Source organism: uncultured Pseudoflavonifractor sp. (assembly GCA_904419835.1).
Classification (GTDB): domain Bacteria; phylum Bacillota; class Clostridia; order Oscillospirales; family Oscillospiraceae; genus Pseudoflavonifractor.
In genome coordinates this window covers 1-23,529 of sequence record CAJFTA010000011.1, presented here as the reverse complement: position 1 = coordinate 23,529, position 23,529 = coordinate 1, and the positions used below count along the sequence as shown (strand labels likewise).

Here is a 23,529-nt window from a genome sequence, read left to right as displayed (position 1 = left end):
CCGGGCTGTATTTTCCCCATTATATGTGATTTTCACCAAGAAAGCAAGGACAGCCGTGGGAAAAGGTCCGGCATAAGACGGCTCAGAGCACCTTTTCAAAGCAGGGGAAGCCCTCGGGGCGGCCCTCCCGGTCGAAATGAACCACGCCCACCTGGGAGAAGCCCTGGCTGCGGATCAGGGAGAGCATCCTGTCATTGCGGGCGTAGGTGTCCAGGTGAAACGCAGGCAGGCCCTGCCGCCGGGCCATGGCCTCGGCGAACTGAAAGAAGCTCCGGCCCACGCCCCGACGCTGGGCGGCCGGGTCCACCGCCAGCCGGTGGAGCACCATGGCCGGGCCGGGAACGGCCCAGGGCAAAGGCGCGTACTCAGGGGCCTGCTCCTGGTTGAGGCACACCGCCCCCAGGATGGTTCCGCCCTCGTCTTGCGCCACATACAGCTCGCCCCGGGCCTGGTCGGCGGCGTAGTGGGCCCGGGTGGGGTAGTCCTCCCCCCACTGGGGGTTGCCCAGGGAGCGCATATGGGCAGCCGCCCGGCGCACCAGCGCCCAGACTGTATCCACATCCTCCGGGCGGGCAGGACGAATCTCCGTCATAGCTGCTTCACTCCTCTGTAACGCTTTCCCACAGTATAACCCGCCGGGCCGGGAAAGGGAAGAAAAACTTGACAACCCGGCGGGGACAGGATATGGTGAACCTGGAGATGAAACCGCAGAGCGTGTGCGGGCTGACCGGACAGCCCGGAGAAACGGGAGGAAGGAGACGCCTATGGAACGAATGACGGCACTGTTTCAAGTGGGAAAAGTCCGCCCGGAACGGCGAAAACCGGCCGCCCTGGCGGCGGTGCTGGCCGCGGTGATGCTCATCACCTCCGCCTGCACCTCTGGAGCACCGGCGGACACATCCAACCCTGCTCAGAGCAACACCCCTCAGCCCACGGAGACCGTCCCGGCGGAGCCGTCTCAGGACTGGCCCCGGGTGAGCGGCAGGCTGTACAGGCGGGGGTGGCAGGTGGACTACCAGCTGGCCCTGCCGGAGGAGTACAGCGGCGATGTTGAGAGAGGGATCACATCGGTGGCGCTGGGCATGCCGGGCTGTTCCCTGGCCCTTCTGGCGGCGGATGAAGTGCCCGGAGAGGCGGTGGTCCTTGGCGGCAAGACGGTCCGGATCGAGAATCTGGACGCCGGCGGAAAGCCCATTGACAATGGGGCGTCCTCTGGCTCTGAGGACGCGGACGCGATTGTGTGCACCGGCTGGTACATCCCCCTGGATGGAGAGCGGCGGCTCCGGCTGCTGTGGCCCACAGAGGAGGCGGAGCTGGGGGAACAGGTGGCGGCCACCGTCACATGGAGCGGCCTGGAGAACAACCCCGAGCCCGACCTGCCCCTGCCCATGGCGGAGCAGATGGGCCTCACCGGCGACGCGGCCGCCATCTTTGACGCCCTTCAGGCCCGGTACGCCGACCCGGAGCAGATTCCAGTGCGCTCCCGCGCCAACGACGTGATGCTTCCCTCCATCACCATCTGGGACAGCTATGAGGCGGACGGGGATACGGTGCTGGTGTGCAGCGTCAACGAGATGTTTTACTACGGCGTTCAGCTGGACGGCACCTGCGATGGGTGGGGCGGCGGAGGCAGTCCCACCGCCTTCCGGGGGCGCTGCGATGAGAACGGGAATTTCCAGGTGGCGGAGATCATGTCCGCCATGGACGGCGAGGGATACGCCTTCTCCATCCGGCAGATGAGCGGCCCGCTGGAGGAGCTGGCGGAGTGGCTGATCAGCGGCGAAGGGGAGCGGCCGGAACCCATCTGGGACGAGATGCCCGGCCAGGACGAGATGATGCGCATCTACCTGGCGGAGCTGGGCCGGATGGTGACGGCGGGCGCCTTTGACTAGACAAGCGGCAAAAACCGGTCCCGGAGCTGTGCTCCGGGACCGGTTTGATTTGTAGGTTCAGCCCTCCTCGGCCTGCATGGCCTTGGCGGCGGCGATGGCCTTCTCCTGGACGGCGGGAGGCGCGTCCTCATAGCGGACAAAGTGGAAGGTGAAGGAGCCGCGGCCCTGGGTCATGGACCGCAGGTCAATGGCGTAGCGGCTCATCTCGGCCATGGGCACCTCAGCCTCCACCACCTGGTTGCCGTCGTGGTCGGGATTCATGCCCATCACGCGGCCCCGGCGCTTGTTCAGGTCGCCGATGATGTCGCCCATGTAGCTGTCGGGGATGGTGACCTTCAGCTCGCCGATGGGCTCCAGCAGGACGGGGCTGGCGTCGGGCAGGCCGGCCTTGTAGGCCAGCTGAGCGGCGGTCTTGAAGGCCATTTCGGAGGAGTCCACGGGGTGGTAGGAGCCGTCGAACAGGGTGGCCTTCAGGTTGACCACCGGGTAGCCGGCCAGCACGCCGTGCTGTACGGCCTCCCGCAGGCCCTTCTCCACGGCGGGGAAGAAGTTCTTGGGCACCGCGCCGCCGAAGACCTCCTCGCAGAACTCCAGCTCCTCACTCTCGCCGGGCTCAAAGCGGATCTTGACGTCGCCGAACTGGCCGTGGCCGCCGGACTGCTTCTTGTGGCGGCCCTGGACCTCCACCTTCTTGCGGATCTTCTCGCGGTAGGGCACACGGGGCTCGGACAGGGTGGCGTCCACGCCGAAGCGGCTCTTCAGCCGGGAGAGGAGCACGTCCATCTGCATATCGCCGGTGCCGGAGATGACCATCTGGTGGGTCTCGGCGTTGTTGATCCAGGAGAAGGTGAGATCCTCCTCGTTCATACGGGTCAGGCCGGAGGCGACCTTATCCTCCTGGCCCTTGGTCTTGGGGGCGATGGCCACCGAGTAGCAGGGCTCGGGGAAGGGGATGGGCTCCAGCTTGACCACCTTGCGGGCGTCGCAGAGGGTGTCGCCGGTCTTGAGTTTGTCCATCTTGCCGATGGCGCCGATGTCGCCGCACTGGAGCTCCTTGACCTCGTCGGCCTTCTTGCCGGTCATCACATACAGGCGGCCCAGCTTCTCGGTGGCGCCGGTGCGGGCGTTGACCATGGGCATATCGGGCTTGATGGAGCCGGAGAGCACCTTGACGTAGGAGTACTTGCCGTACTGGTCAGAGGTGGTCTTGAACACAAAGGCGGTGGGCAGGGCGCCGGGGGAGGAGACGAACTCGTCCAGCTCGCCGTCGGCGTTCTCGGCCACAAGGGGACGGCCCTCCAGGGGACTGGGCAGCAGCTCCACAATGGTGTCCAGCAGCATGCGGGTGCCCAGGCCGGACAGGGCGCTGCCGCACAGCACGGGGAACAGGGACAGGTCCTTCACGCCCTGGCGCAGGCCCTGGATCATCTCGGCATAGGTGAAGTCCTCGCCGGAGAAGTACTTGTCCATGAACTCCTCGCTGGTCTCTGCCACGGACTCCTTCAGGGCGTCGTACAGCTCATCCAGCACGGCCTTCTTGTCCTCGGGCACGTCGATCTCCTGGCGGGAGCCCTTCACAAACTCAAAGGCCCGCTTGTGGAGCACGTCGATGATGCCGATGACCTTCTTGTCCGCGTCCCAGATGGGGGCCACCAGGGGGGCGATGTTCTTGCCGAACCGCTCCCGCAGGGTGGCAAAGGCGGCGTTGTAGTCGGAATTATCCTCGTCGGTCTTGGAGATGTAGAGCAGGCGGGGCAGCTTGCGGCTCTCGCAGAGCTTCCATGCCTTCTCAGCGCCCACGCTCATGCCGCCCTTGGCAGAGCAGACGATAATGGCGGCATCGGCGGCCTGCATGGCCTCGATGACCTCGCCGGAGAAATCGAAGTAGCCGGGAGTGTCGAGGATGTTGATTTTGCAGCCGTCATATTCCACCGGAGCCACAGCCAGGGAGATGGAAATCTGGCGCTTGGTCTCCTCGGGATCATAGTCGCACACGGTATTGCCATCGGGGACCTTGCCCAGTCGGGCGGTGCCGCCGGTCAGATACAGCATACTCTCTGCCAGGGAGGTCTTTCCGTTTCCGCCGTGCCCCAGCAGGCAGATATTACGAATGTTTTGCGCGGAATAGCTCATACGTTGTTTCCACTCCTTACTTTTAGGGTCGCATCAGGCCGGCCGGACCCCGGCTGGTCTGTGATATTGGTCATTATACACCAAAGAGGGCGGAATGACAACTTATATTTTTAGGAAGAACATAGAAGCGGGCCAGGACATGCCCTTTCCCGCGGGACAGAAAGTTATTATTTTGACAAAGGAGAGAGGGAAGGGGGCATTTTTGGCGGAAATTCGGATGGACAGGGCGTGGAATGTGGGATACTATAACCTGTGGAAGAGGACAGACAAAAACGGAGAAAGCGAGAAAATATGGCCAAGAAAAAAACGGAACAGATTATCACCGGCGTGTTCCAGGGCACCAGCCGGGGCTTCGGCTTCCTGGCGCCTGAGGACGGAAAGAGCCGGGAGGACGACTATTTTATCCCGCCCAGAGCCACCGGCGGAGCCTGGGACGGGGACACGGTCCAGGCCGCCCCCGACCCGGAGACCCCCTGGGAGGAGGGGCGGCGCACCGCCGCGGTGGTGCGGGTGCTGGAGCGGGCCAACAAGTTTGTCACCGGCACGGTGGAAAAGCTGGGCCGGGAACTGTGGCTCAGGCCCGACTCGGACAAGCTGCCGGGGCCCATCAAAATCTCCGGCAAGGCCAAGGGCGTGCGGACCGGGGAGAAGGCCGCCGTGGAGATGCTGGGGTACGGCACCGCCAAGACGCCCCCCATGGGCGCCCTGCGGGAGACCTTCGGCCCTGCGGGGAACCGGGAATCCTCCACCGCCGCCATTCTCTATCACTATGAAATAGACCCGGAGTTTCCGCCCGCCGTGCTGGACGCGGCGGCCAAGGCCCCCCGTGAGGTGGAGCAGTCCGCCCTGGCGGGGCGGACCGACCTGCGGGACAGGATGGTCATCACAATCGACGGCGCCTCCTCCAAGGACCTGGACGACGCGGTGAGCCTGGAGCGGGACGGCCGGGGCCGGTGGGAGCTGGGGGTCCACATCGCCGACGTGAGCCACTATGTGCAGGAGAAATCCCCCCTGGACCTGGAGGCCTGGGAGCGGGGTACCTCGGTGTACTTTGCCGACCGGGTCATCCCCATGCTGCCCGTGGAGCTGTCAAACGGCATCTGCTCCCTCAACCCGGGGGTGGACCGGCTGGCCCTGTCCTGCTTCATGACCCTGGCCGCCGACGGGCAGGAGGAGGACCACACCATCTGCAAGAGCGTCATCCGCTCCACGGAGCGGATGACCTATGAGGACTGCAACAGGCTTCTGGCCGGGGAGGACCCGGAGCTGGAAAAGCGGTACGCCCCCATCCTGCCCATGCTCAGGGACATGGCCGTCCTGGCCAGAGTGCTGGAGAAGCGCCGGAAGCTCCGGGGCAGCCTGGACCTGGAGACCAGCGAGAGCTATATTGTCTGCGACGGGAACGGGACGCCGGTGGACGTCAAAGTGCGCAAGCAGGGGGAGAGCGAGGCCCTCATCGAGTCCTTCATGCTCGCCGCCAACGAGTGCGTGGCCAGGCACCTCTTTGACCGCCGCAAGCCCGCCGTCTACCGGGTCCACGAGAAGCCCTCCCAGGACAAGGCGGAGGGGCTCAGGACCATGCTGGCCCCCTTCGGGTATACCTTCCGGGAGGCGGACAGCTTCGTCCTCCAGAAAATCCTGGAGGACGCCAGGGGCAAGCCGGAGGCCCCCATCATCAGCACCATGGTCCTCCGCTCCCTGATGAAGGCCCGGTACGACGTGCAGAACCTGGGCCACTTCGGCCTGGCGGCCAAGTACTACTGCCACTTCACCAGCCCCATCCGCCGCTACCCCGACCTGATGGTCCACAGAATTCTCACCCAGGTGCTCTCCGACGAGGCCGACCCGGCCAACGTGGGCAAAACCATGCCCTGGGAGAAGCGGATGGCCGCGGTGGCCGCCCGGGCGGCGGACCAGTCCTCCCAGCGGGAGGTGGCGGCCCAGAACGCCGAGCGGGAGATCGAGAAGCTCTACATGGCCGAGTATATGCTCGCCCATGTGGGGGAGACCATGGCGGGCGCTGTGTCCGGCGTGACCAAATTCGGATTGTTCGTCATGCTGCCCTCCGGCGTGGAGGGGCTCATCCCCGCCGAGGCCCTGCCCCGGGACCGCTACCACCTGGACGACCAGCGCATGGCCCTCCGGGGGGAGCACACCGGACAGGTGTTCTCCTTCGGCATGCCCCTGACCGTGGTGTGCGCCGCCGCCGACCCGGGCAGCGGGCAGATCACCTTCCACCTCTCCGGCGTGGAGCCGGAGGATGTCCCTGAGTCCGCCGCTCCCCTCCGGCAGGACCGCCGGCATCCGGGTCCCCGGGCCTCCGCCCGCAGAAACGGCAGGCACGGGAGCGGCGGCGAGCGCCGCAGCCGTCCGCCCCGCCATAAGCCGGGCAGGGGCGGCAGGAAGCGGGGGTAAGCGCCCACCTGAAAAGAGACCACGTCCTTGTTCGTTCAACGGATCTTACTTCTGCTTCAGCAGCTCCCGGTGGACCGCCCTGGCGATAAGCTCCTGGCCCTCGGGGGAGCGGAGGGTGTCCAGCACGATGGAGCGGAGCAGATCCTGCACCTGCCTGCTGGAGAGCACCGAGTCCATCACCGTGCCCTGGGGCTGGGCGGAGGGCTGGGCCTTCCGGGGGGCGGGGGTGGGGACGTGGACCGGCTCGTCCTGGGGCACGGCCCCGCTCATCCAGTCCTCCTGGCGGGTGGGGTCGCTGCTCTCGCCCCGGAGGTAGAACAGGGAGACGCCGAAGTAATTGGCCATCTTCTCCTGCTGATCCTTGGTGGGGGTCTGGCGGCCGGTCTCAAATTTCTCAAAGGCGCCCTTGGGGAAGCCCAGAGCGGCGGCGGCCGCCGGACGGCTCAGCCCCCTGGCGGTGCGGAGCTCCTCAATGCGCTGCGCAAGTGTAACCATGAAACAAACTCCCTTTCGGTTGATCTGACAGGCATATTATACCGCCCCCCGCCGCCGGCCGCAAGAGCGGAAGGGGGCGGTTTTCCGCCGGACGGCGCGGGGATGGAACCTGCCCGCCGTGACATGCGTCAAAAAAGAAACGGGCCGCTGTTGCAATTCGGCCTTCTGATTTGTATACAGGGCAGAAGCGGCTGGACGCTTCCCCATTTCAACACAGGAAGGATGGTATTTATGAAAAAGATGATGTGCGGGGTTCTCTGCGCGGCCCTCCTGGCCTGCTCCGCCGGCGCGGCGGCAGCCGGCAGCTATACCGTCACGGTGGACGGCGCTGCCCTGGATCTGAGCGGCAAGACGCCCTTTGTGTCCCAGGACAAGGTGATGGTCCCCCTGCGGCCGGTGGCCGAGGCCCTGGGCTACACCGTCACCTGGACGGCGGAGGACGCCCAGCGGGTGGAGATTGACAACGGCGTGGTCCGCACCTGGGTGGACATCGGCGTGGACAGCTACTGCCGCACCAGCAGCACCGCCATCGGCATGGGTGCGCCGGTCTCCTTCGGCGCGGCGCCGGTGGCCATGGACAACACCACTTATGTGCCGGTGGACCTCTTCGCCATGATGGGCGACACGGTGGAGACCGACGGCACCGACATTACCCTCTCCGCCATGGAAAGCCAGACCCAGATCCCCAACCCCATCGTGGCCTATGACACCCTGGAGAAGGCCGTGGCCGCCGCCGGGGTGAAGGCGGTGCTGCCTGCCTTCCCGGCGGAGTGGCGGCAGGAGGAGTTCTCCGTCATCGGAGGGACCCTGCTCCAGGTGATCTATACCGACGGGACGGACACGGCGGTGTTCCGGGCCGCCGCCGGGGACGGGGACACCAGCGGCGACTACAACGCCTACGACAGCACCTGGACCGTGGGTGATGTGACCCTGAAGGGCAGCGGGGACCGGGCCGTGCTGGCCCTCTGGCAGCGGGACGGCGTCAGCTATTCCCTCAGCTTTTCCGCACCCGTGGACGGCGCGGCGGCCGCTGCGCTGGCGGGCATCTGAGAGACGGGCGCACAGCGGGGAGTGACAGAACATGCCGGACGAGAGGGAGAACGGGGCGCGGGTGCTGGAGGCCTACGGGGACGCCATCCTCAGGCTGGCCTACTCCTACCTCCACAGCCGGACCGACGCGGAGGACGTGCTCCAGGACACCCTGGTGCAGTATCTGACCGGGCGGCCGGAATTCGCGGGGCCGGAGCACGAGAAGGCCTGGCTCCTGCGGGTGGCCATCAACCTGTGCAAGAACCAGCTCTCCGCCCCATGGAAGCGGCGCTGGGAGGCGCTGGACGAGAACCAGCCCTGCTTTGACCAGGAGGAGAGCGCCGTGCTGGAGGCGGTGGAGGGCCTGCCGGTGAAGTACCGGGAGGTCATCCATCTCTACTACGTGGAGGGCTACTCCACCGCCGAGATCGCCGCCCTGCTGGGCCGGGGCGAGGGGGCTGTGCGGGTGCAGCTGAGCCGGGGCCGGGAGCGGCTGCGGCGTGTATTGAAGGAGGCGTATGACTTTGGAGAAGAATAGGTATTCCGCAGCCATGGAAAAGCTCCATGTCACGCCTGATGAGCGGGAGCGGCTGCTGGACCGGGCCCTGGAGCGGGCGCAGCGGCGGGAGACCGCCCCCAGGGTGACGCCCGCCCGCCGCCGCTGGGCGCCGCTGGCCGCCGCGGCCTGCCTCTGCCTGGTAATTGCCGGCCTGGCGGTTATCCCCAGCTGGAGCGGCCCCGCCGCCGGCCCGCCCGTCCAGGTGACAAACCCCATGGTCCAGTCAGAGGACCTGAAGGCCCTCCGGGCCGCGGCGCCCTTTGCCCTCTCCGTCCCCACGGACCTCCCCGAGGGGTGGAAGGTGGAGAGCACCACCCTCATCGGGGGTACGCTGGCCCAGGTGGTGTACAGCGACGGGACGAACACCGTCACCTATCGCATGGCGGAGGGGACGGAGGACGTGAGCGGCGACTACAACGCCTACCCCTGGACGGCGGAGACCGAGGCGGACGGCGTTACCGTCACCCTGAAAGGTCAGGAGGAGGACGCCGTCCTCCTGGCGGTGTGGACCGACGGGCAGTACAGCTATGCCCTCGCCTGCTCCGTCCCCCTGACGGCGGAGGAAGCGACAGCCATGGCGTCCGGCGTGGCACCGCTGGAATAAGAACGGCCAGAAGGCCCGGGAGCATTGCTCCCGGGCCTTCTGCGCAATGAAAAGAGAGACACGCTCCGTTTGGAACGCGTCTCTCTGATGCGACGGGAATTAGTCGGTCACGTAGGGCAGCAGAGCGATCTGGCGGGCCCGCTTGATGGCCTCGGTCAGCTGACGCTGATGCATGGCGCAGGTGCCGGTGGTACGGCGGGGCAGGATCTTGGAACGCTCAGAGAGGAAGCGGCGCAGCTTCACCGCATCCTTGTAATCGATGTGCTCGACCTTGTCCACACAGAAGGTGCAGACCTTGCGGCGCTTCCGGCCGCGGGGACGCTCTCTATCCATAGCCATGGTAGCAAAACCTCCGTTTCGTGGGGCGATGACCCCTTGATGTCATAGGGCGCACGGATGTGGCCCGGAATGTTGTGTGGGTTGCCGCGTTAGAACGGCAGCTCGCCGTCGTCGTCGGCCAGGTCGCCGAACTCATTGCCGGCAGGGCCGCCGGGCGCGCCGTAGGCGGGGGCGGAATAGCCGCCGGCCTCGGCGTCCCGCTTGGAGTCGCCAAAGTAGACATTGTCCGCAACCACTTCGGCGGAGCGGCGCTTGCCGCCGTCCCGGTCGGTCCAGTCACGGATCTGCAGCCGGCCCTCCACCACGGCCATGCGGCCCTTGGTGAAGAAGCGGGAGACGAACTCGGCCGTCTGCCGCCAGGCCACGATGTCGATGAAATCGGTGGCCTTCTCGCCGGTCTGCTTGTCCTTGAAGTCCCGGTCCACGGCCAGAGAGAAGGAGGCCACGGGGGTCCCCGTCTGGGTGTGCCGCAGCTCGGGATCACGGGTCAGCCGGCCCATGAGAATAATGCGGTTAAGCATATCTTCCTCCTTACTCGTCCTTGCAGACGATCAGGGAGCGGACGACGCCGTCGGTAATGCGGAAGATACGATCCAGCTCCAGGGGGAAGCTGGGGGCGGAAGTAAAGGTCATGAGGACGTAGTAGCCGTCGTTCTTGTCGTTGATGGGATAGGCCAGACGGCGCTTGCCCCACTCGTCAACCTCGGCCAGAGTGCCGTTGGACTCCACCAGGTTCTTGAACTTGGCCACGAGAGCGGCGGTCGCCTCCTCGCCCAGGTCGGCGTCCAGAATGTAGACAGCCTCGTAGTTCGCGCTGAGCTTTGCCATGTTTTGTGCACCTCCTTATGGACGTATGGCCCTCATACCCCGATGAGGGCAAGGATGAGTTGTCTGTACGAAATACAAACAAGCTATACTATTATATAAGAAATTCTGCCGTTGTCAAGAGAAAAATGCAAAAAGAAAATGAAATTGCATATAAAATCAAAAAGTGGGCGGGATACGCCGGGGAAAGATGGACACTGACGCGATGGAATGATATAATGGAGCCGGAGAGAATGAAAGACCATGCGGTCATGGGAGTGATTGCATGAGGCGGGACTGCTTTTGAAAAGGAGCGTGGCGGAATGAAGGCAAAACGGGTTGTTTTTCTCTGTGCGCTTGGGGCCGCAGTCGTGGTGCTTCTCTTCCTGTTTCTCCCCCGCCCGGTGTCCCTGCTGCTGTCCGGTCCCCTGGATGAGGTCAACCACATGGGGCTGCTGTACACATCAGCGGACGCCGACAACCGGTTTCAGGATGCTGATATGACGGAGGAGCAGGCGGACAGGGCGCGCGCCGCACTGGAGGGCATGGTGGTCTGGTACAGCCCTGATTTTTCCCGCTTTGCCGGGTGGATACCCGTGCCCAACTATGAACTGCTGCTCTACCGGGACGACGCGGCAAACAGGGAGCAATACGGCAGGCTCACCTTTGACCAGAGGGGCTACCTCTATAAGCCCAACGGGGCACGGTACCGGCTTCTCTCCGGCGAGGAGGAGATTCTGGCGGTCCTTCAGGCCTGTATTTCAGAATAACACGCGGAGCGGCCGCAGCGCCGGCAGGACGGGTCAAAAAACTTCAATGAAACGGTATCAGCCTGAACCGGGCCGGGGGCTTCCCCAGCCCGGTTCAGGCTGTCGAAAAAGTGGCTTCCGGCCAGCGAAGCGAGGACTTTTGCGCCGCTGTGCGGCCCAAAAGTAACGGCATTTTTGTGTTATTCGTCCACTGCCTTCCAGAAGGCGGCATCATCCCCGGGGGTATTGTCCGCCCACGCGGTGAGAATTTCCCCGTTCCCCTCCAGGGGCACGGCATAGAAATTCAGGGTATCGCCGCCGTCACCGGCCGCCTGGGTGTACAGCTTGAAAATGCTGTACGCCCCGTTTTCACTCTCCCGCAGATAGCGGAGCACAGCAGTCTGGGTCCCGTCCGCGCTGGTGAGGTAGTAGCCGGTCAGGCGCTCGTCCGCCGCCGCTGTCCCTGTGGGCCAGCCGGCGGAGAGAATCTCCTCATAAATCCGTCCGGCGGCAGCTGCCGCCGGGTCAATGGCCGTCTGGAGCGCGCTGACGCCTCCGCTCTCCTGAGGGGTGTCCGCGGCGTCAGCGGACCGGAAGGGCATCACCCCAGGGGTCTGCCCCTCTTCGGCAGGCTGTTCCGTCTGCCCGCTGTTCTGGGGCGGCTGGGACGCCTGCGCACCGGTGACACTCCCGCCGGTTCCATCTCCGCCGGCGGTCTGGGCGTCCTCCTGAGCGGGCTGGATCTGTGTCCCTTCCGTCCCGCCCACAGAGGGCTCGCTCTGAGTATCATTCTCTCCGTCAGAAACAGCCGCCTTTTCCTGCGCCGGCAGCGAATCCGCCGCAGCGGACTGGCTAGCCTCCGGCTGGGCGGAGAAGGGGGCCGCGCTCTGGACCGGCGCGTTTTCCGGAATGCCCGCGGTATCGCCGCCGTTGCCGCCAAAGCGCATGGTGACGGCGCTCATGAACACCACGGCCATCACAGCCGCCATAGCCCCCCAGGAGCGCCATCTCTTCCGCCCGGAGTGCTTCTTCCGGACCTCCTCCAGGGAGATGGGCGCGCTCTCCGCCCTGATCTGGGCCATGACCCGTTCTTTCAGTTCAGGAGGCGGCTCCTGATACAGCCCCGGTATGGCGGCGTGGAGCTCCTCCAGGTCCGCCGCCAGAGCCCGGCAGTCCGGGCAGCGGGCCAGATGCTCCTCCAGCCCGGCGGACTCCTGGGGCGTCAATGCTCCATCCAGGCGGGCGCTGAGCAGCTCCAGCGCCTGATCGCAGGTATACACGGCGTTTCACCTCCCTTTCTCACCCCCGCGGCGCGGCGCGCTTTTGGGGGTATGATTTTCTTTCCTCATGTTATGGACGATGAAGCGCCGGAAAAGTTCCCGTCCTTCGCCAAAATTTTGCGCAGCGCCACTCTGGCTCTGGCGATCCGGGACTTGACCGTCCCCTCCTCCAGCCTGAGCACCGCGCCGATCTCCGCATAGCTCATGCCGCTGAGCTCCCGCATTACCAGCACCTGCCGGTGCTCCTCCGAGAGGGACATGAGCCCCCGGCGGATGTCCTCCCGCAGCTCCTGCCGCTCCACCTCCCGCTCGGGGGAATGGCGGTGGTCGGGCAGCTCGGCCTGGCGGCCCTCCTCCTCGTCATCCAGCGACACGGTCATGGAGATATCCTTCCGCCGCTTCTCCCGGCGGAGGAAGTCGATGCATACGTTGGAGGCCAGGCGGTAGAGCCAGGTGGAAAAGGAGCTGTCCCCCTGGAACCTGTCCAGCCCCCGCCAGGCGTTAAGAAAGGCCTCCTGGGACAGATCCAGCGCATCCTCAGGAGAGCCCGTCATCCGCAGCGTCAGATTGTAGATGCGGCCCTGGTTGGCCTCCACCAGGGCCCCGAAGGCCTCCTGGTCGCCTCTCTTGGCCCGGGCCACCAGCTCCCGCTCGTTTTCCACTCCGTTTCACCTGCCTTTTTCATTCCGGGGTGTTATTTTAAGTCCCGCTTGATACCGACGGTAATCTTATAGATGTCCTCCAGGGTGTTGATATGGCTGATCTGCTCCTTATAGTATCCGGCAAAGGGCACGCCCTTCAGGTACCAGGCGTACTGCTTCCGGGCCTCCAGGCAGGCGATGTGCTCCCCCTTGTGGGCGGCGGCCAGCTCAAACTGCCGCACCGCCGTGTCCACCCGCTCCGCCAGCGGGGGCAGGGGCGGGATCTCCTCTCCCTCCAGGGCGGCCTTCGCCTGCTGGAACACCCAGGGGTTGCCGAAGCAGCCCCGGCCAATCATGGCCATGTCCGCGCCGGTGTAGCGCAGGATATGCGCCGCCGCCGGGCCGTCAAACACGTCGCCGTTGGCGATGACCGGGATGGACACCGCCTCCTTCACCGCCCGGATATAGTCCCAGTTTGCGGTACCGGCGTACATCTGGGTGCGGGTGCGGCCGTGGACCGCCACGGCGGACACCCCGGCGGCCTCCATGGCCTTTGCAAATTCCACGCAGTTGATGGAGCCCTTGTCCCAGCCCAGGCGGAACTTGACGGTCACCGGCCGCCCGCCGGCCCCCTTCACCACCGCCTCGGCCACACGGACGGCCTTGTCCACGTCCCGCATCAGGCCGGAGCCGTCGCCGCTCTGGGCCACCTTGGGCACGGGGCAGCCCATGTTGACGTCGATGATGTCTGCGCCGGACACCTCTCCGGCGATGGCGGCGGCCTCCTCCATACACGTCTCATCGCTGCCGAAGATCTGGGCGGCACAGGGGTGCTCGCCCTCCCCCAGCCTGAGCAGCGGGATGGATTTTTTGTCCTGATAACACAGGGCCTTGGCGCTGACCATCTCGGTAATGGTGTACCCGGCCCCCAGTTCCCGGCAGATGGTGCGGAAGGCCAGATCGGTTACGCCCGCCATGGGCGCAAGGCACAATTTTGAATTTATTGTAACATTTTTGATTTTCACAACAAACCTCTGTTGACAAATGGATTACCGCCATTGTATCATAAAGCTACCCACGGGACAAGCGTTAAGGCGCGCCCGGCGGGGAAACGAATTTTGATGCAAAGGAGCGATATCCCATGGGCAAGTACGTCTGCGATATCTGCGGCTATATCTACGACCCCGAGGTGGGCGATCCTGATAACGGCGTGGCGCCCGGCACCGCCTGGGCCGATGTGCCCGAGGACTGGGTGTGCCCCCTGTGCCAGGTGGGTAAGGACAGCTTTTCTCCCATGTAATGACCGCTGAAAAATGAGGCGCGCCCGCAGAGTGGGCGCGCCTCATTTTGCTGTGCAGAAGCATAGCAAACTTGGCCATGTGCCGCATTCAGCGGCACGGCCATGGAATCAAAAGCGCGTGAAGTTTTATTTCTCCCCTTTTCCACTTTTCTTTTGATGAAAATCATGCTACAATACCCTCGACCGGTTCCCAAAACCCGGTCCAACCGGAACAGAGACAGCCGCCCGGAGGCGTATGCGCCATGCCCCCGGGGTAGGGACCTGTTCCGCTGTGCGCGGCGCGCGCACTCTAAAGATAAAATTGGAGGTATTGTTTCTATGATCCTGCGTCCCAAACGCGAGCTCTCCGTCAGGGAGCTGACCCTGGCCGCCGTGGTGGCGGCCGTGTACTTTGTCCTGTGCTACTTCGGCAACATCTTTCAGCTCACCTTCGGCCCCGTCCAGGTGCGGCTGGGGGAGGCGCTCACCGTGCTGCCCTTCCTGTTCCCGGCCACTGCGCCGGGCGTGGCCCTGGGCTGCCTGCTGACCAACGTCCTCTCCCCCTACGGCCCCATCGATATGGTGGTGGGCACTCTGGCCACCGCCGTCGCCGCCTGGCTGACCACGAAGATGCCCCGGTGGTACCTGGCCGCCCTGCCCCCCATTGTGATCAACGCCCTGCTGCTGCCCCCCATGTGGGCCTGGGCGGAGGCGGGCGCTGTCAACGGCGCCTTCTGGGCGGCCTACTGGTTCAACCTGTGGACCTTTGTGGCGGGTGAGGCCATTGCCTGCTATGTGCTGGGTACCGTGCTGCTGAAAGCCCTGCCCAAGGTCAAGTTCTTCCGCCCCATGATTCCCGCCGTGCATCTGGCACACCTGTAAACCGCGGGCGGCCCTCCGCCCGCACGAGCTGGAGGTTTTCGCTATGAAGGTCCGTAAAGCTGTCATTCCCGCCGCCGGCCTTGGCACCCGCATGCTCCCCGCCACCAAAACGGTGCCCAAGGAGATGCTGCCCATGGTGGACAAGCCGGTGATTCAGTACATCATTGAGGAGGCCGTGGCCGCCGGAATTGAGGACATTCTGATTGTCACCAACCGGGCCAAGTCGGCCATGGACGACTATTTCGACTACTATCCCGAGCTGGAGACCCGGCTGAACCAGGCGGGCAAGGAGAAGGAGCTGTCCGAGGTCCGGCGCGCCGCCGACCTGGCCAACATTTTCTACGTCCGCCAGAAGGAGACCAAGGGCCTGGGCCACGCCATCTCCCGGGCCCGCCGCTTTGTGGGGGACGAGCCCTTTGCCGTGCTCCTGGGCGACGATATCATGCGGGCCCGCAAGCCGGTGATGAAGCAGCTCATTGAGGCGGCGGAGAAGTACAACGCCTCCTGCGTGGGTGTGCAGAAGGTGGCCACCGAGGCCATCAGCAAGTACTCCTCCGTGAAAATCCAGCCGCTGGAGGAGCGGATCTTCTCCGTCTCCGACATGAATGAGAAGCCGGCCCCCACCGAGATGTTCTCCAACTACGCCATTCTGGGCCGGTACGTCCTCACCCCCGACATCTTCGATATTCTGGAGCACCAGGCCCCGGGCTACGGCGGGGAAATCCAGCTGACCGACGGCCTGCGCACCCTGTGCCGCCAGAACCAGATGATTGCGGTGGACTTTGAGGGCCGCCGGTACGACACCGGCAATCTGAAGGGCTTCCTGGAGGCCACCATCGACTTCGCCCTGGATCACCCTGAGACCGGCGCATGGCTCAGGGGCTTTATCAAGGAGAAGGCGGAGCTGCTCTGAACCCGCCCCGGATAAAACGCCGTCCCCGCCGCTTCTGCGGCGGGGACGGCGTTTTATTGTCTCATGGCTCAGTCGTCGCGGTCCACTTCCCAGTCCAGGATAACGCCGGTGACGGCGTTGATGTCGCACTCGTACTCGGTACGGCCGTCCCGCAGCTCCAGCTCATAGACCCAGCGGCCGTCGTCCCGGTCCAGCTCGCACTTGACCACCGTGGCGGTGGAGGGGGCCTGGGCCTTGGCAATGGCCTTGGCCTGCTCGGCGGTGATCACGTTGTCCGCGGAGACCTGGGTGCGGTCGTCGTCATAGAGGTCGAAGTCGTCTACCTCCCAGTCGCGGCTGCGGATTGTGCCGGTGAGGGCGTCAATGTCGTAGTCGTACTCCTTGCTGCCGCTGTAAAACTCCACCTCGTACTCCACGCGGCCGTCGTCCCGGTCCAGCCTGGCCTTGAGGAACACGGCGTCGGCGGCGTTGACGCCCGCGTCGGCCAGAGCGATCTCCTTGGCCTTGTCCACGCCGATATAGCTGCCGGAGTTGGGGTCGGAGGCGGCCACCCGGTCGGCGGTGGTGAGGACGGCGGTGTAGGTGGCGGAGTCATACTCCACCTCCAGGCCGGCGGCCTCGCAGATGGCCCGGACGGGGGCGTAGGTGGTGCCGTTGTAGGAGAAGAGGGCCACGTCCTTGCCGTTGGCGTCCTTGGGGGAGAAGACCGCGCCGTTGATGGTCACGCGGATGTTGTCGTCCACAGAGATAGTGCGGCTGGCCGCGAAGGCGGATACGCCCAGGCCCAGCACAAGAGCGGTGGTGAGGATACCGGCGCCGAAGCCGCTGAAGAAACCCTTCTTTTTCATACTCGATACTTCCTTTCTTTACCCGTTCATAAATGTTGTTATGGTGTGCGGGCGGAGCGCCCTCCCCCGGGAGAGGTCCGCCCCTTGTGTGCCCTTCTGCACCATTAACGGGCGGGGCGGGCGTTTTATTGCACGGCGGCAAAAATTTTTTCAAAAAATTTTTGCCCGCAAAAAACCGGGCCGGGGAAGCCCCCGGCCCGGTCAGCGTGTCGAAAAACCTCCCAGAAGGGGAAGCCTCGCAGAGTTCCGTCATCCGCAGATGACGGAATCAAATGAAGCTCCTTCGAAAAAGTGGCGGAAGCCACTTTTTCGACAGCCTTTAAAATGCCGTTACTTTCGCGCCGCACAGCGGCACAAAAGTCCCCGCTCCGCTCTCCGGAAGCCTTGCACAGCAAGGCTTCCGGAGCATTCGTTCCCGCACGAGGCGGGCGGCTGCCCCCTCGCGCTCCCCCGCCCCGGTACAGCCCGATTCTGTTTAACCGAGGTTTTTCGACACGCTGAGCTCTGTGGCCCGTTGGCCTCAGAGCTTTTTTAGCATTGCCGCTCTTTTATTTTTTCCTGTAGGGCACAGCCACATTGGTTCTGCCCAGAAGGTAGTCCGTGGAGGTGTGGTAGAAATCCGCCAGTTTCATCAGGTGAATAACGGGAATTGTCTGATACCCACGCTCATAACGGGAATAGACAGTCTGGCTGATGCCCAAAATCTCGGCCACATCCTGCTGCCGCAGGTCCCGATCCTCCCGCAAATCCCTCAGGCGCTGAAAAAACATACAGATACTCCTCCATTAAGAACAAAAACCGACGCTGTCCTGGGGACAGCGCCGGTTTTTACTGCATTCTTACTTCATCAGGCTCAGGACAAGGGTGAGCACCATGAACAGGATGGCGACCCACTTGGTCCACTTGGCCAGCTTGGCGTCCCAGGTCTTGGCCTTGTTCTTGGCCATAAAGGTGTCCATGCCGCCGGCGATGGCACCGCTGAGGCCGGCGCTCTTGCCGGACTGGAGCAGAACCACAGCGATGAGGAACAGACCGGAGAGGAGCTGGATAACCGTCACAACAATCTTGGGAATGCTCATTGCTTTCATCGTTCCTTTCGACCCCGAGGGGGCGCTGTATTTTCACAAAAGGGCGCACTCTGACCATACGCCGTCTAAACGTAGCCCTAATCATAGCATATTTGCCGCAGAATTGCAAGAGGACCATGAAAATTTCCGCTTTTTTTCCGGCGGTTCTCCCTCAGCGGCCCCGGACGATCCGCCGGCTGCCCCAGCAGGTGGCCAGGAAATAGGCCCCGTACACCACCAGAATGAACACGGCGGTGACGGCGCTGGAGGCCGCGGCGTCCAGCTTGCCAACCTTGGCGATAGCGGCGTTGGCCGCCGTCATGCCCACCACCGCGTGGATGACCGCCAGGAACAGCGGCAGGAAGAAGGACAGGAACACCTGGACGTACACCGATCGGTCCCGCATCTTCTCCTCCACGCCCAGACGGGTGAGCACCGCGTACCGCTCCTGGTTGTCCGCCGCCTGACTCAGCTGCTGGAGGGCCAGCACCGCCGCCGAGGTCAGCAGGAAGATGATGCCCAGATAGATGCCCAGGAAGAGGACGAGAATTTTGGTGCCCATGGTCTCGGCATAGATTTCCAGCTTGGTGTTGAAGCTGGTGCTGCCCGCGTCCTCCCCCAGCACGGAGCGGTAGTAGTCGGAAATCACGCTCCGGAGCAGCGCTTCCGTCTCCTCCTTGGGCACGTCGGTGCGGTAGTTGGCGCAGTAGTAGGTGACGTTGTGGTACATTTTACTGGTGTCCCAGTCGCCCGCCCCCTCCAGCACCGCATCGGGGATGATGAAATAGTTTTCAGCGCTGGTGGAGTAGCCGATGGACAGGGCGGTATGGAGGGGGGCCTCTCCGGCTGTCAAGGTGTGGCCGCTGACCACCAGGGAAGGGCTGTCGGAGCGGAGCCGGATCATCCACTCATCCTCATCCCCCACCACCAAGAGGTAAGCGGAGGGCTCCAGCGTGATGGGCTCCAGCCCCTCCAGGGCGCGCAGGCCGTTGTAGCTGGACAGGGGGAGCACATAGGCCGTCAGATATTCATCCCACGCGGGCACATAGAGCTGCCCCTGCCACAGCTCCACCTGGGCGCTCTGGGACAGCTGTACCGCCGGGTCAAAGCCCGCCTCCTTCAGGGCGGCCGGAATGTCCACGGGCAGCTCCTCGCCTGTTTCCGGGTTAAATCTGGAGGCGGACAGGGAGACGTCATAGGGAGCCTGGGCGCTGGTGAGCTGGGAGATGGTGTTGTTCAGGCCGATGGAGCAGGCGGTGATGCCGATGGCCAGCAGGAGCATGAGGCAGATGACCGTCATGGACACATAGGTGCTGTTGATGCGGGCGTTGAACTGGCGCAGGATGAACATATTCAGGCCCTTGTAGTAGAGGCGCTTGTTGGCCTGGCACACCCGCAGAAGGAAGCCGGACAGGGACAGGAAGAACAGCAGGGTGCCCGCCGTGCCCAGGGCCAGCATGACAAAAAACAGGGTGTCGATTATCAGGATGCCCCGGGTGAGGAGCATGGCGTAGGCGATGCCCAGCAGTACGGCGCCCACCACAAAGAGGACCGCCGACACCCCCAGGTTCTTCACCTTCAGCTCCTCGTTCCGCTTTCCCGCCTGCATCAGGTCCAGCAGCCTGCACCGGGACACGGACAGGGAGTTGAAGCACATGACCACCAGAAAGATGACGCCGAAATAGAGCACCGTCTTGCCCAGGGCCCGGGGGGAGAAGACAAAGTGGAACTCGGGGATGCTGATGGCGAAGAGGCTGGCGGTAAATACCGAGATAAACTGGGACAGGAACACCCCCAGCGCCAGGCCCACGCCCAGGGACAGCAGGCCGATGACCAGCGTCTCCAGAAAGAGCAGGCCGGAGATGGCCCCCGGGCCCATGCCCAGCAGCAGGTAGGTGCCCAGCTCCTTCTTCCGGCGGCGGACCATGAAGCCGTTGGCGTAGAGGATGAGAAAGGCCAGGATCACCGACACAAACACCGAGATGACGTCGATGAGCTGGATAATGACGAGGGCGATGTTGTTTCCGCCCTTGAGGGCCTCCATGACATACTGGGCGTCCATGGAGTTGAACACATAGAAGATGCACACGCCGAAGGTGAGGGTGAGGAAGTACACCGAGTAGTCCCGCAGGCTGCGGGTTACATTTTTCAGGGCCAGCTTAGAGAACATCCCGGTCGTCACCTCCCAGCAGGGTCACAACCTGGATAATCCGGGCGAAGAAGTCCTTCCGGCTGTCCGCTCCCCGGATGAGCTCGGTAAAGGGGCGGCCGTCCTTGATGAAGAGGATGCGGCGGCAGTAACTGGCGGTAAAGGCGTCGTGGGTGACCATGAGGATGGTGGCCTGCCGCTCCCGGTTCAGGGCCTCGAACCGGTCCAGCAGCAGGCGGGAGGCCTTGGAGTCCAGCGCGCCGGTGGGCTCGTCGGCCAGCACCAGGGCCGGGCGGGTGATGATGGCCCGGGCCGCCGCCACACGCTGCCGCTGGCCGCCCGAGAGCTGGTAGGGGTATTTGGACAGGCACTCCTCAATCTCCAGCAGCCGGGCCGTCTCCTTCACCCGGGGCTCAATCTCCCCGGCCGGGGTTCTGAGGATGGTCAGGGCCAGGGCGATGTTCTCAAAGGCGGTGAGGGTGTCCAGCAGGTTGCAGTCCTGGAAGATAAAGCCCAGCCGCTCCCGGCGGAATTTGGACAGGGCTTTGCTCTTCATGGCGGTGATGTCCGCCCCGTCCACCACAATGTGGCCGGCGGTGGGCCGGTCGATGGTGGCGATGCAGTTGAGCAGGGTGGTCTTGCCGCTGCCCGACGCGCCCATGATGCCCACGAACTCCCCCTGCTGGACGGAGAAGCTCAGATCGTCAATGGCCCGGGTCACCGAGCTGCGGGCGCCGTAGTATTTCTGAAGATGGGTGACAGTGAGAATCGGTTCCATGGCGGAATCCCTCCTTTATGGGCCCATTTTACCCCAATGCCTCCGGCGGGGCCATGGAAAGACCTTACGGAGAGGTGACAGTTTTGTAAGGCTGGCCCTCCGCCAGGTGGAAGCGGCCCAGGGGGAAGGTGAGGGAGACCAGGGTCCCCCCGCCGGGCGGACAGGAGAGGGACAGGCCCAGACCCAGCCGGGCGCACAGCTTCCTGCACAGGTACAGCCCCAGGCCGGTGGAGCGGGTGGACAGCTGCCGGCCGTTGGCGCCGGTGAAGCCCTTGTCAAACACCCGGGGCAGGTCCTCCGGCGGGATGCCGGGCCCATTGTCCCGGAGGGAGAGGACCACCCCGTCCCGCTTTACCTCCTGGGAGAAGGTGAGCTTGGGTGCGGCAGAGCGGTACTTGAGAGAGTTGGAGATGAGCTGGCCCAGGATGAACTCCACCCACTTCCCGTCGGAGCAGACCACCGCGTCCAGCGCTTCCAGCTCCACCCGGAACCCGGCCTCAATGAGGGGCCGGGCGTACCGGCGCAGGGCGGCGGAGACGGCCTGGCTCAGCGGGAGGGCGCGGACGGCGTAGTCCCGGTCCACCGCGCCGCTGCGGGCGTAGAACAGGGCCTGCTCCACATAGCCCTCAATCTGGAACAGGGAATTCTCCACGCTGTCGGCCAGGGGGCCGGGGCGGTTCTCCAGGGACAGCCGGGCGGCGGCGATGGGGGTCTTGACCTCGTGAATCCAGGTCTCGATGTACTCCCGGTACTCCCCCATGTCCCGCCGGGCGTCCCCCACCGCCTCCGCCATGGAGGCGCCCATGGCCTGCGCGGCGGAGAGAAGAAACGCCCCTTCGGGAAAGCCGGGCTCCGCCATCACCTCGGAGAACAGATACTTCTCCTCCAGGGCGTCCAGCCTGCCCGCCATGTCCCGATAGAACCGGAGCTTGCGGGCTATCTCGCCGCCCAGGGGCAGGAGGACGCACAGGGACAGGACCAGACAGAGAAACACAGCCGCAGAGGGAGGCACCCGCAGCAGGGACAGCAGGGCCGCCGTGAAGAGCAGAGCGAAGGCAAGCCCCAGCAGGTGGGGCAGCTTGTCTTTGAGCAGGGCGGACAGGGTCATGGCCAGACCTCCTCGTTCAATATACCGAAGCCGGTCAGGGCAGGAGCAGCTGGTAGCCCTGGCCCCGGCGGGTGATGAGCACGTCCTTCAGGCCCAGCTCCTCCAGGGTGCGGCGCAGCCGGGCCACATTGACGGTGAGGGTGTTGTCGTCCACAAACTGGTCGGACTGCCACAGGGCGTTCATCAGGGCGTCCCGGCTGACAATCTGCCCCGGCTGGCGGAGCAGCTGCCGCAGGAGGAGCGCCTCGTTGCGGGTGAGTCGGGCTTCTCTGTCCCCAAAGCGCACCGTGCCGCTGCCCAGGTCCAGGGACACGCCGCCTGCCGACAGCACCGACGCTCCGCCGCCGGAGGGGTAGGCACGCTGGAGCAGCCGGGCCATCCGGGCCAGGAGAATCTGGGGGTTGAAGGGCTTGGTGATGAAGTCGTCCGCACCCAGGTTCATGCTCATCAGCTCGTCCAGCTCGTCAGAGCGGCTTGTCACTATCATAATGGGCAGCTGGGCGCTGCGGGCACGCAGGTCCCGGCAGACGTGGTAGCCGTCGTACCGGGGCAGGCCCAGGTCCAGCAGCACCAGCTGGGCGCCGCTGGACAGAATCTGTCCGGCCAGGTCCTCAAAACCTGCCGGAAACAGGCAGCGGTAGCCGTACCGCTCCAGCAGCGCGGAGAGCTCATCCCGCAGACGCAGGTCATCTTCTGCCAGAAATACCGTATATCCCATTGTCTCACATCCTTTTCCACAGTGTACCACGAAATTGTGGATAAGGTCCTTAAGAAAACATAAAAAAGCCCCGGAGCGCCTGAACCGGACCAGTAAAAACGGACAATAGACAAAGTCCCCCCTGATGTAGGAAAATAAGACTGCATCAGGGGGGATTCTATATGGCAAGAAGGTATCAAAAAATGCGGAAGCTCCTGCCAGAAATCAAGCGGATGCTGGAGAGCGGGATGAGCCAGAGGGAAGTTGCGGAAAGGCTGGGGTTGAAGGGCGACAGGCCAATCCATGATTTACTGAAGCGAGAGCGAAAGAAAGCAATGCAGGTCACACCCAAACAGAGAGGGCGAAAACCCGCCAGGACTCTGCAGGAATACAAGTATGAAAACAAGCGCCTGAAAATGGAGAATGTACTACTGCGGGATTTTATTACGCTCATGGGAAGGAAGTGAGGCCGAAGGTCAAGTATCAAGTAATTTATCGTCATCAGGACGCATATCCGGTATCCGTCATGTGCACATTCTTTGGGGTATCCAGGAGCGGTTATTATGACTATGTGAAGCGAATGAATCGGCCCGAGAAGGACGCGCCGCTGGCCGCTCTGCTTCGGAAACAGCAGGAGCATTGCTTTCAAACCTACGGCTACCGCCGGATGCACCTGTGGTTAGAGCGGCAAGGCATTCACCATAATCCGAAAACTGTCCTTAGGGTCATGGAAAAATACGGCCTTTTATCTGAAATTCGGAGAGAACGAAAGTGGAAGAACCTGGGGCAGCAAGTACATAAATATCAGAATTTACTCAACAGGGAGTTTCACGCAGACAGGCCCAACAGCAAATGGGTAACAGATATT

27 protein-coding genes are annotated in these 23,529 nt (G+C 63.9%); 11 read left to right on the top strand and 16 right to left on the bottom strand.

The window, feature by feature from the left end; translation table 11 throughout:
- Nucleotides 1-82: 82 nt before the first annotated feature.
- Entirely contained in the window at nucleotides 83-592 is a 510-nt protein-coding gene (locus QZY67_RS03195) for a GNAT family N-acetyltransferase (protein WP_295368505.1), read from the bottom strand.
- A gap of 172 nt (nucleotides 593-764) precedes the next feature.
- On the opposite strand from QZY67_RS03195, the gene QZY67_RS03190 reads away from it, so the two are divergent.
- Nucleotides 765-1,892 (top strand): hypothetical protein, encoded by a 1,128-nt coding sequence (locus QZY67_RS03190; protein ID WP_295368504.1) that lies wholly within the window; start codon nucleotides 765-767, stop codon nucleotides 1,890-1,892.
- Nucleotides 1,893-1,949: 57 nt separating this feature from the next.
- Here QZY67_RS03190 and QZY67_RS03185 read toward each other — a convergent pair whose 3' ends face one another.
- Nucleotides 1,950-4,025 (bottom strand): elongation factor G, encoded by a 2,076-nt coding sequence (locus QZY67_RS03185; RefSeq protein ID WP_295368503.1) that lies wholly within the window; start codon nucleotides 4,023-4,025, stop codon nucleotides 1,950-1,952.
- Nucleotides 4,026-4,277: 252 nt separating this feature from the next.
- Between QZY67_RS03185 and rnr the strand changes: the two genes are divergently transcribed.
- A complete protein-coding gene (gene rnr / locus QZY67_RS03180) occupies nucleotides 4,278-6,440 on the top strand; it encodes a ribonuclease R (RefSeq protein ID WP_295368502.1) in 2,163 nt (720 codons plus the stop codon).
- A 45-nt stretch (nucleotides 6,441-6,485) separates the two neighbouring features.
- Here the strand turns inward: rnr and QZY67_RS03175 are convergent, their stop codons facing one another.
- The gene (locus QZY67_RS03175; protein ID WP_294535721.1) at nucleotides 6,486-6,935 is read right to left on the bottom strand and encodes a helix-turn-helix transcriptional regulator; all 450 of its coding nucleotides are present in this window, start codon (nucleotides 6,933-6,935) and stop codon (nucleotides 6,486-6,488) included.
- Between the two features lie 231 nt (nucleotides 6,936-7,166).
- On the opposite strand from QZY67_RS03175, the gene QZY67_RS03170 reads away from it, so the two are divergent.
- Genes QZY67_RS03170 through QZY67_RS03160 form a run of 3 tightly spaced genes read left to right on the top strand, consistent with a single transcriptional unit; the run spans nucleotide 7,167 to nucleotide 9,127 of the window.
- Nucleotides 7,167-7,985 (top strand): copper amine oxidase N-terminal domain-containing protein, encoded by an 819-nt coding sequence (locus QZY67_RS03170; protein ID WP_295368500.1) that lies wholly within the window; start codon nucleotides 7,167-7,169, stop codon nucleotides 7,983-7,985.
- Between the two features lie 31 nt (nucleotides 7,986-8,016).
- Nucleotides 8,017-8,502, top strand: a complete 486-nt coding sequence (locus QZY67_RS03165) for a sigma-70 family RNA polymerase sigma factor (protein ID WP_295368499.1) — start codon at nucleotides 8,017-8,019, stop codon at nucleotides 8,500-8,502.
- Entirely contained in the window at nucleotides 8,489-9,127 is a 639-nt protein-coding gene (locus QZY67_RS03160; protein ID WP_295368498.1) for a hypothetical protein, read from the top strand. Before QZY67_RS03165 ends, QZY67_RS03160 begins: the two co-directional genes overlap by 14 nt.
- Nucleotides 9,128-9,226: 99 nt before the next feature.
- Here the strand turns inward: QZY67_RS03160 and rpsR are convergent, their stop codons facing one another.
- The 3 genes from rpsR to rpsF form a co-directional block, all read right to left on the bottom strand.
- Complete coding sequence (gene rpsR / locus QZY67_RS03155; protein WP_006572919.1) at nucleotides 9,227-9,466, bottom strand: 30S ribosomal protein S18; 240 nt, start codon at nucleotides 9,464-9,466, stop codon at nucleotides 9,227-9,229.
- 89 nt (nucleotides 9,467-9,555) lie between these two features.
- Nucleotides 9,556-9,987 carry a single-stranded DNA-binding protein gene (locus QZY67_RS03150; RefSeq protein ID WP_295368497.1) on the bottom strand — a complete coding sequence of 144 codons (432 nt, stop codon included), beginning with the start codon at nucleotides 9,985-9,987 and terminating at the stop codon, nucleotides 9,556-9,558.
- A gap of 10 nt (nucleotides 9,988-9,997) precedes the next feature.
- The gene (rpsF, locus tag QZY67_RS03145; RefSeq protein ID WP_294535729.1) at nucleotides 9,998-10,294 is read right to left on the bottom strand and encodes a 30S ribosomal protein S6; all 297 of its coding nucleotides are present in this window, start codon (nucleotides 10,292-10,294) and stop codon (nucleotides 9,998-10,000) included.
- Between the two features lie 299 nt (nucleotides 10,295-10,593).
- On the opposite strand from rpsF, the gene QZY67_RS03140 reads away from it, so the two are divergent.
- Complete coding sequence (locus QZY67_RS03140) at nucleotides 10,594-11,040, top strand: hypothetical protein (protein ID WP_295368496.1); 447 nt, start codon at nucleotides 10,594-10,596, stop codon at nucleotides 11,038-11,040.
- Nucleotides 11,041-11,219: 179 nt separating this feature from the next.
- Here the strand turns inward: QZY67_RS03140 and QZY67_RS03135 are convergent, their stop codons facing one another.
- The 3 genes from QZY67_RS03135 to dusB all read right to left on the bottom strand — a co-directional run bounded on the left by QZY67_RS03135 (nucleotide 11,220) and on the right by dusB (nucleotide 13,965).
- A complete protein-coding gene (locus tag QZY67_RS03135) occupies nucleotides 11,220-12,299 on the bottom strand; it encodes a zf-HC2 domain-containing protein (RefSeq protein ID WP_295368495.1) in 1,080 nt (359 codons plus the stop codon).
- A 65-nt stretch (nucleotides 12,300-12,364) separates the two neighbouring features.
- On the bottom strand, nucleotides 12,365-12,961 hold the full coding sequence (locus QZY67_RS03130) for an RNA polymerase sigma factor (protein WP_295368494.1): 597 nt from the start codon (nucleotides 12,959-12,961) through the stop codon (nucleotides 12,365-12,367).
- A 32-nt stretch (nucleotides 12,962-12,993) separates the two neighbouring features.
- Nucleotides 12,994-13,965: a tRNA dihydrouridine synthase DusB gene (gene dusB, locus QZY67_RS03125; protein ID WP_295368493.1), complete on the bottom strand. Its 972-nt coding sequence runs from the start codon at nucleotides 13,963-13,965 to the stop codon at nucleotides 12,994-12,996.
- A gap of 116 nt (nucleotides 13,966-14,081) precedes the next feature.
- Between dusB and rd the strand changes: the two genes are divergently transcribed.
- The 3 genes from rd to galU all read left to right on the top strand — a co-directional run bounded on the left by rd (nucleotide 14,082) and on the right by galU (nucleotide 16,014).
- Nucleotides 14,082-14,240 carry a rubredoxin gene (rd, locus tag QZY67_RS03120; RefSeq protein ID WP_294535743.1) on the top strand — a complete coding sequence of 53 codons (159 nt, stop codon included), beginning with the start codon at nucleotides 14,082-14,084 and terminating at the stop codon, nucleotides 14,238-14,240.
- Between the two features lie 318 nt (nucleotides 14,241-14,558).
- Complete coding sequence (locus QZY67_RS03115; protein ID WP_295368492.1) at nucleotides 14,559-15,101, top strand: QueT transporter family protein; 543 nt, start codon at nucleotides 14,559-14,561, stop codon at nucleotides 15,099-15,101.
- A gap of 43 nt (nucleotides 15,102-15,144) precedes the next feature.
- A complete protein-coding gene (gene galU / locus QZY67_RS03110; protein ID WP_295368491.1) occupies nucleotides 15,145-16,014 on the top strand; it encodes a UTP--glucose-1-phosphate uridylyltransferase GalU in 870 nt (289 codons plus the stop codon).
- Nucleotides 16,015-16,082: 68 nt separating this feature from the next.
- Here galU and QZY67_RS03105 read toward each other — a convergent pair whose 3' ends face one another.
- From QZY67_RS03105 to QZY67_RS03075, 7 genes are all read right to left on the bottom strand, one after another.
- On the bottom strand, nucleotides 16,083-16,862 hold the full coding sequence (locus QZY67_RS03105) for a PepSY domain-containing protein (protein ID WP_294535751.1): 780 nt from the start codon (nucleotides 16,860-16,862) through the stop codon (nucleotides 16,083-16,085).
- 548 nt (nucleotides 16,863-17,410) lie between these two features.
- Nucleotides 17,411-17,632 carry a helix-turn-helix transcriptional regulator gene (locus tag QZY67_RS03100; RefSeq protein WP_295368490.1) on the bottom strand — a complete coding sequence of 74 codons (222 nt, stop codon included), beginning with the start codon at nucleotides 17,630-17,632 and terminating at the stop codon, nucleotides 17,411-17,413.
- 69 nt (nucleotides 17,633-17,701) lie between these two features.
- Entirely contained in the window at nucleotides 17,702-17,950 is a 249-nt protein-coding gene (secG, locus tag QZY67_RS03095; RefSeq protein ID WP_294535756.1) for a preprotein translocase subunit SecG, read from the bottom strand.
- A 151-nt stretch (nucleotides 17,951-18,101) separates the two neighbouring features.
- Entirely contained in the window at nucleotides 18,102-20,099 is a 1,998-nt protein-coding gene (locus QZY67_RS03090) for an ABC transporter permease (protein WP_295368489.1), read from the bottom strand.
- Nucleotides 20,089-20,856, bottom strand: coding sequence for an ABC transporter ATP-binding protein (locus QZY67_RS03085; protein ID WP_294535760.1), 768 nt, complete (start codon nucleotides 20,854-20,856; stop codon nucleotides 20,089-20,091). Before QZY67_RS03085 ends, QZY67_RS03090 begins: the two co-directional genes overlap by 11 nt.
- Nucleotides 20,857-20,920: 64 nt before the next feature.
- On the bottom strand, nucleotides 20,921-21,964 hold the full coding sequence (locus QZY67_RS03080) for a sensor histidine kinase (protein ID WP_295368488.1): 1,044 nt from the start codon (nucleotides 21,962-21,964) through the stop codon (nucleotides 20,921-20,923).
- 34 nt (nucleotides 21,965-21,998) lie between these two features.
- Nucleotides 21,999-22,682, bottom strand: coding sequence for a response regulator transcription factor (locus QZY67_RS03075; protein ID WP_295368487.1), 684 nt, complete (start codon nucleotides 22,680-22,682; stop codon nucleotides 21,999-22,001).
- A gap of 161 nt (nucleotides 22,683-22,843) precedes the next feature.
- Between QZY67_RS03075 and QZY67_RS03070 the strand changes: the two genes are divergently transcribed.
- Together QZY67_RS03070 and QZY67_RS03065 are read left to right on the top strand one after the other, a co-directional pair.
- A complete protein-coding gene (locus tag QZY67_RS03070; protein ID WP_295368486.1) occupies nucleotides 22,844-23,128 on the top strand; it encodes an imidazolonepropionase in 285 nt (94 codons plus the stop codon).
- Between the two features lie 113 nt (nucleotides 23,129-23,241).
- Nucleotides 23,242-23,529 (top strand): IS3 family transposase (locus tag QZY67_RS03065; RefSeq protein WP_295368485.1); only part of this gene is annotated, 288 nt, incomplete at its 3' end.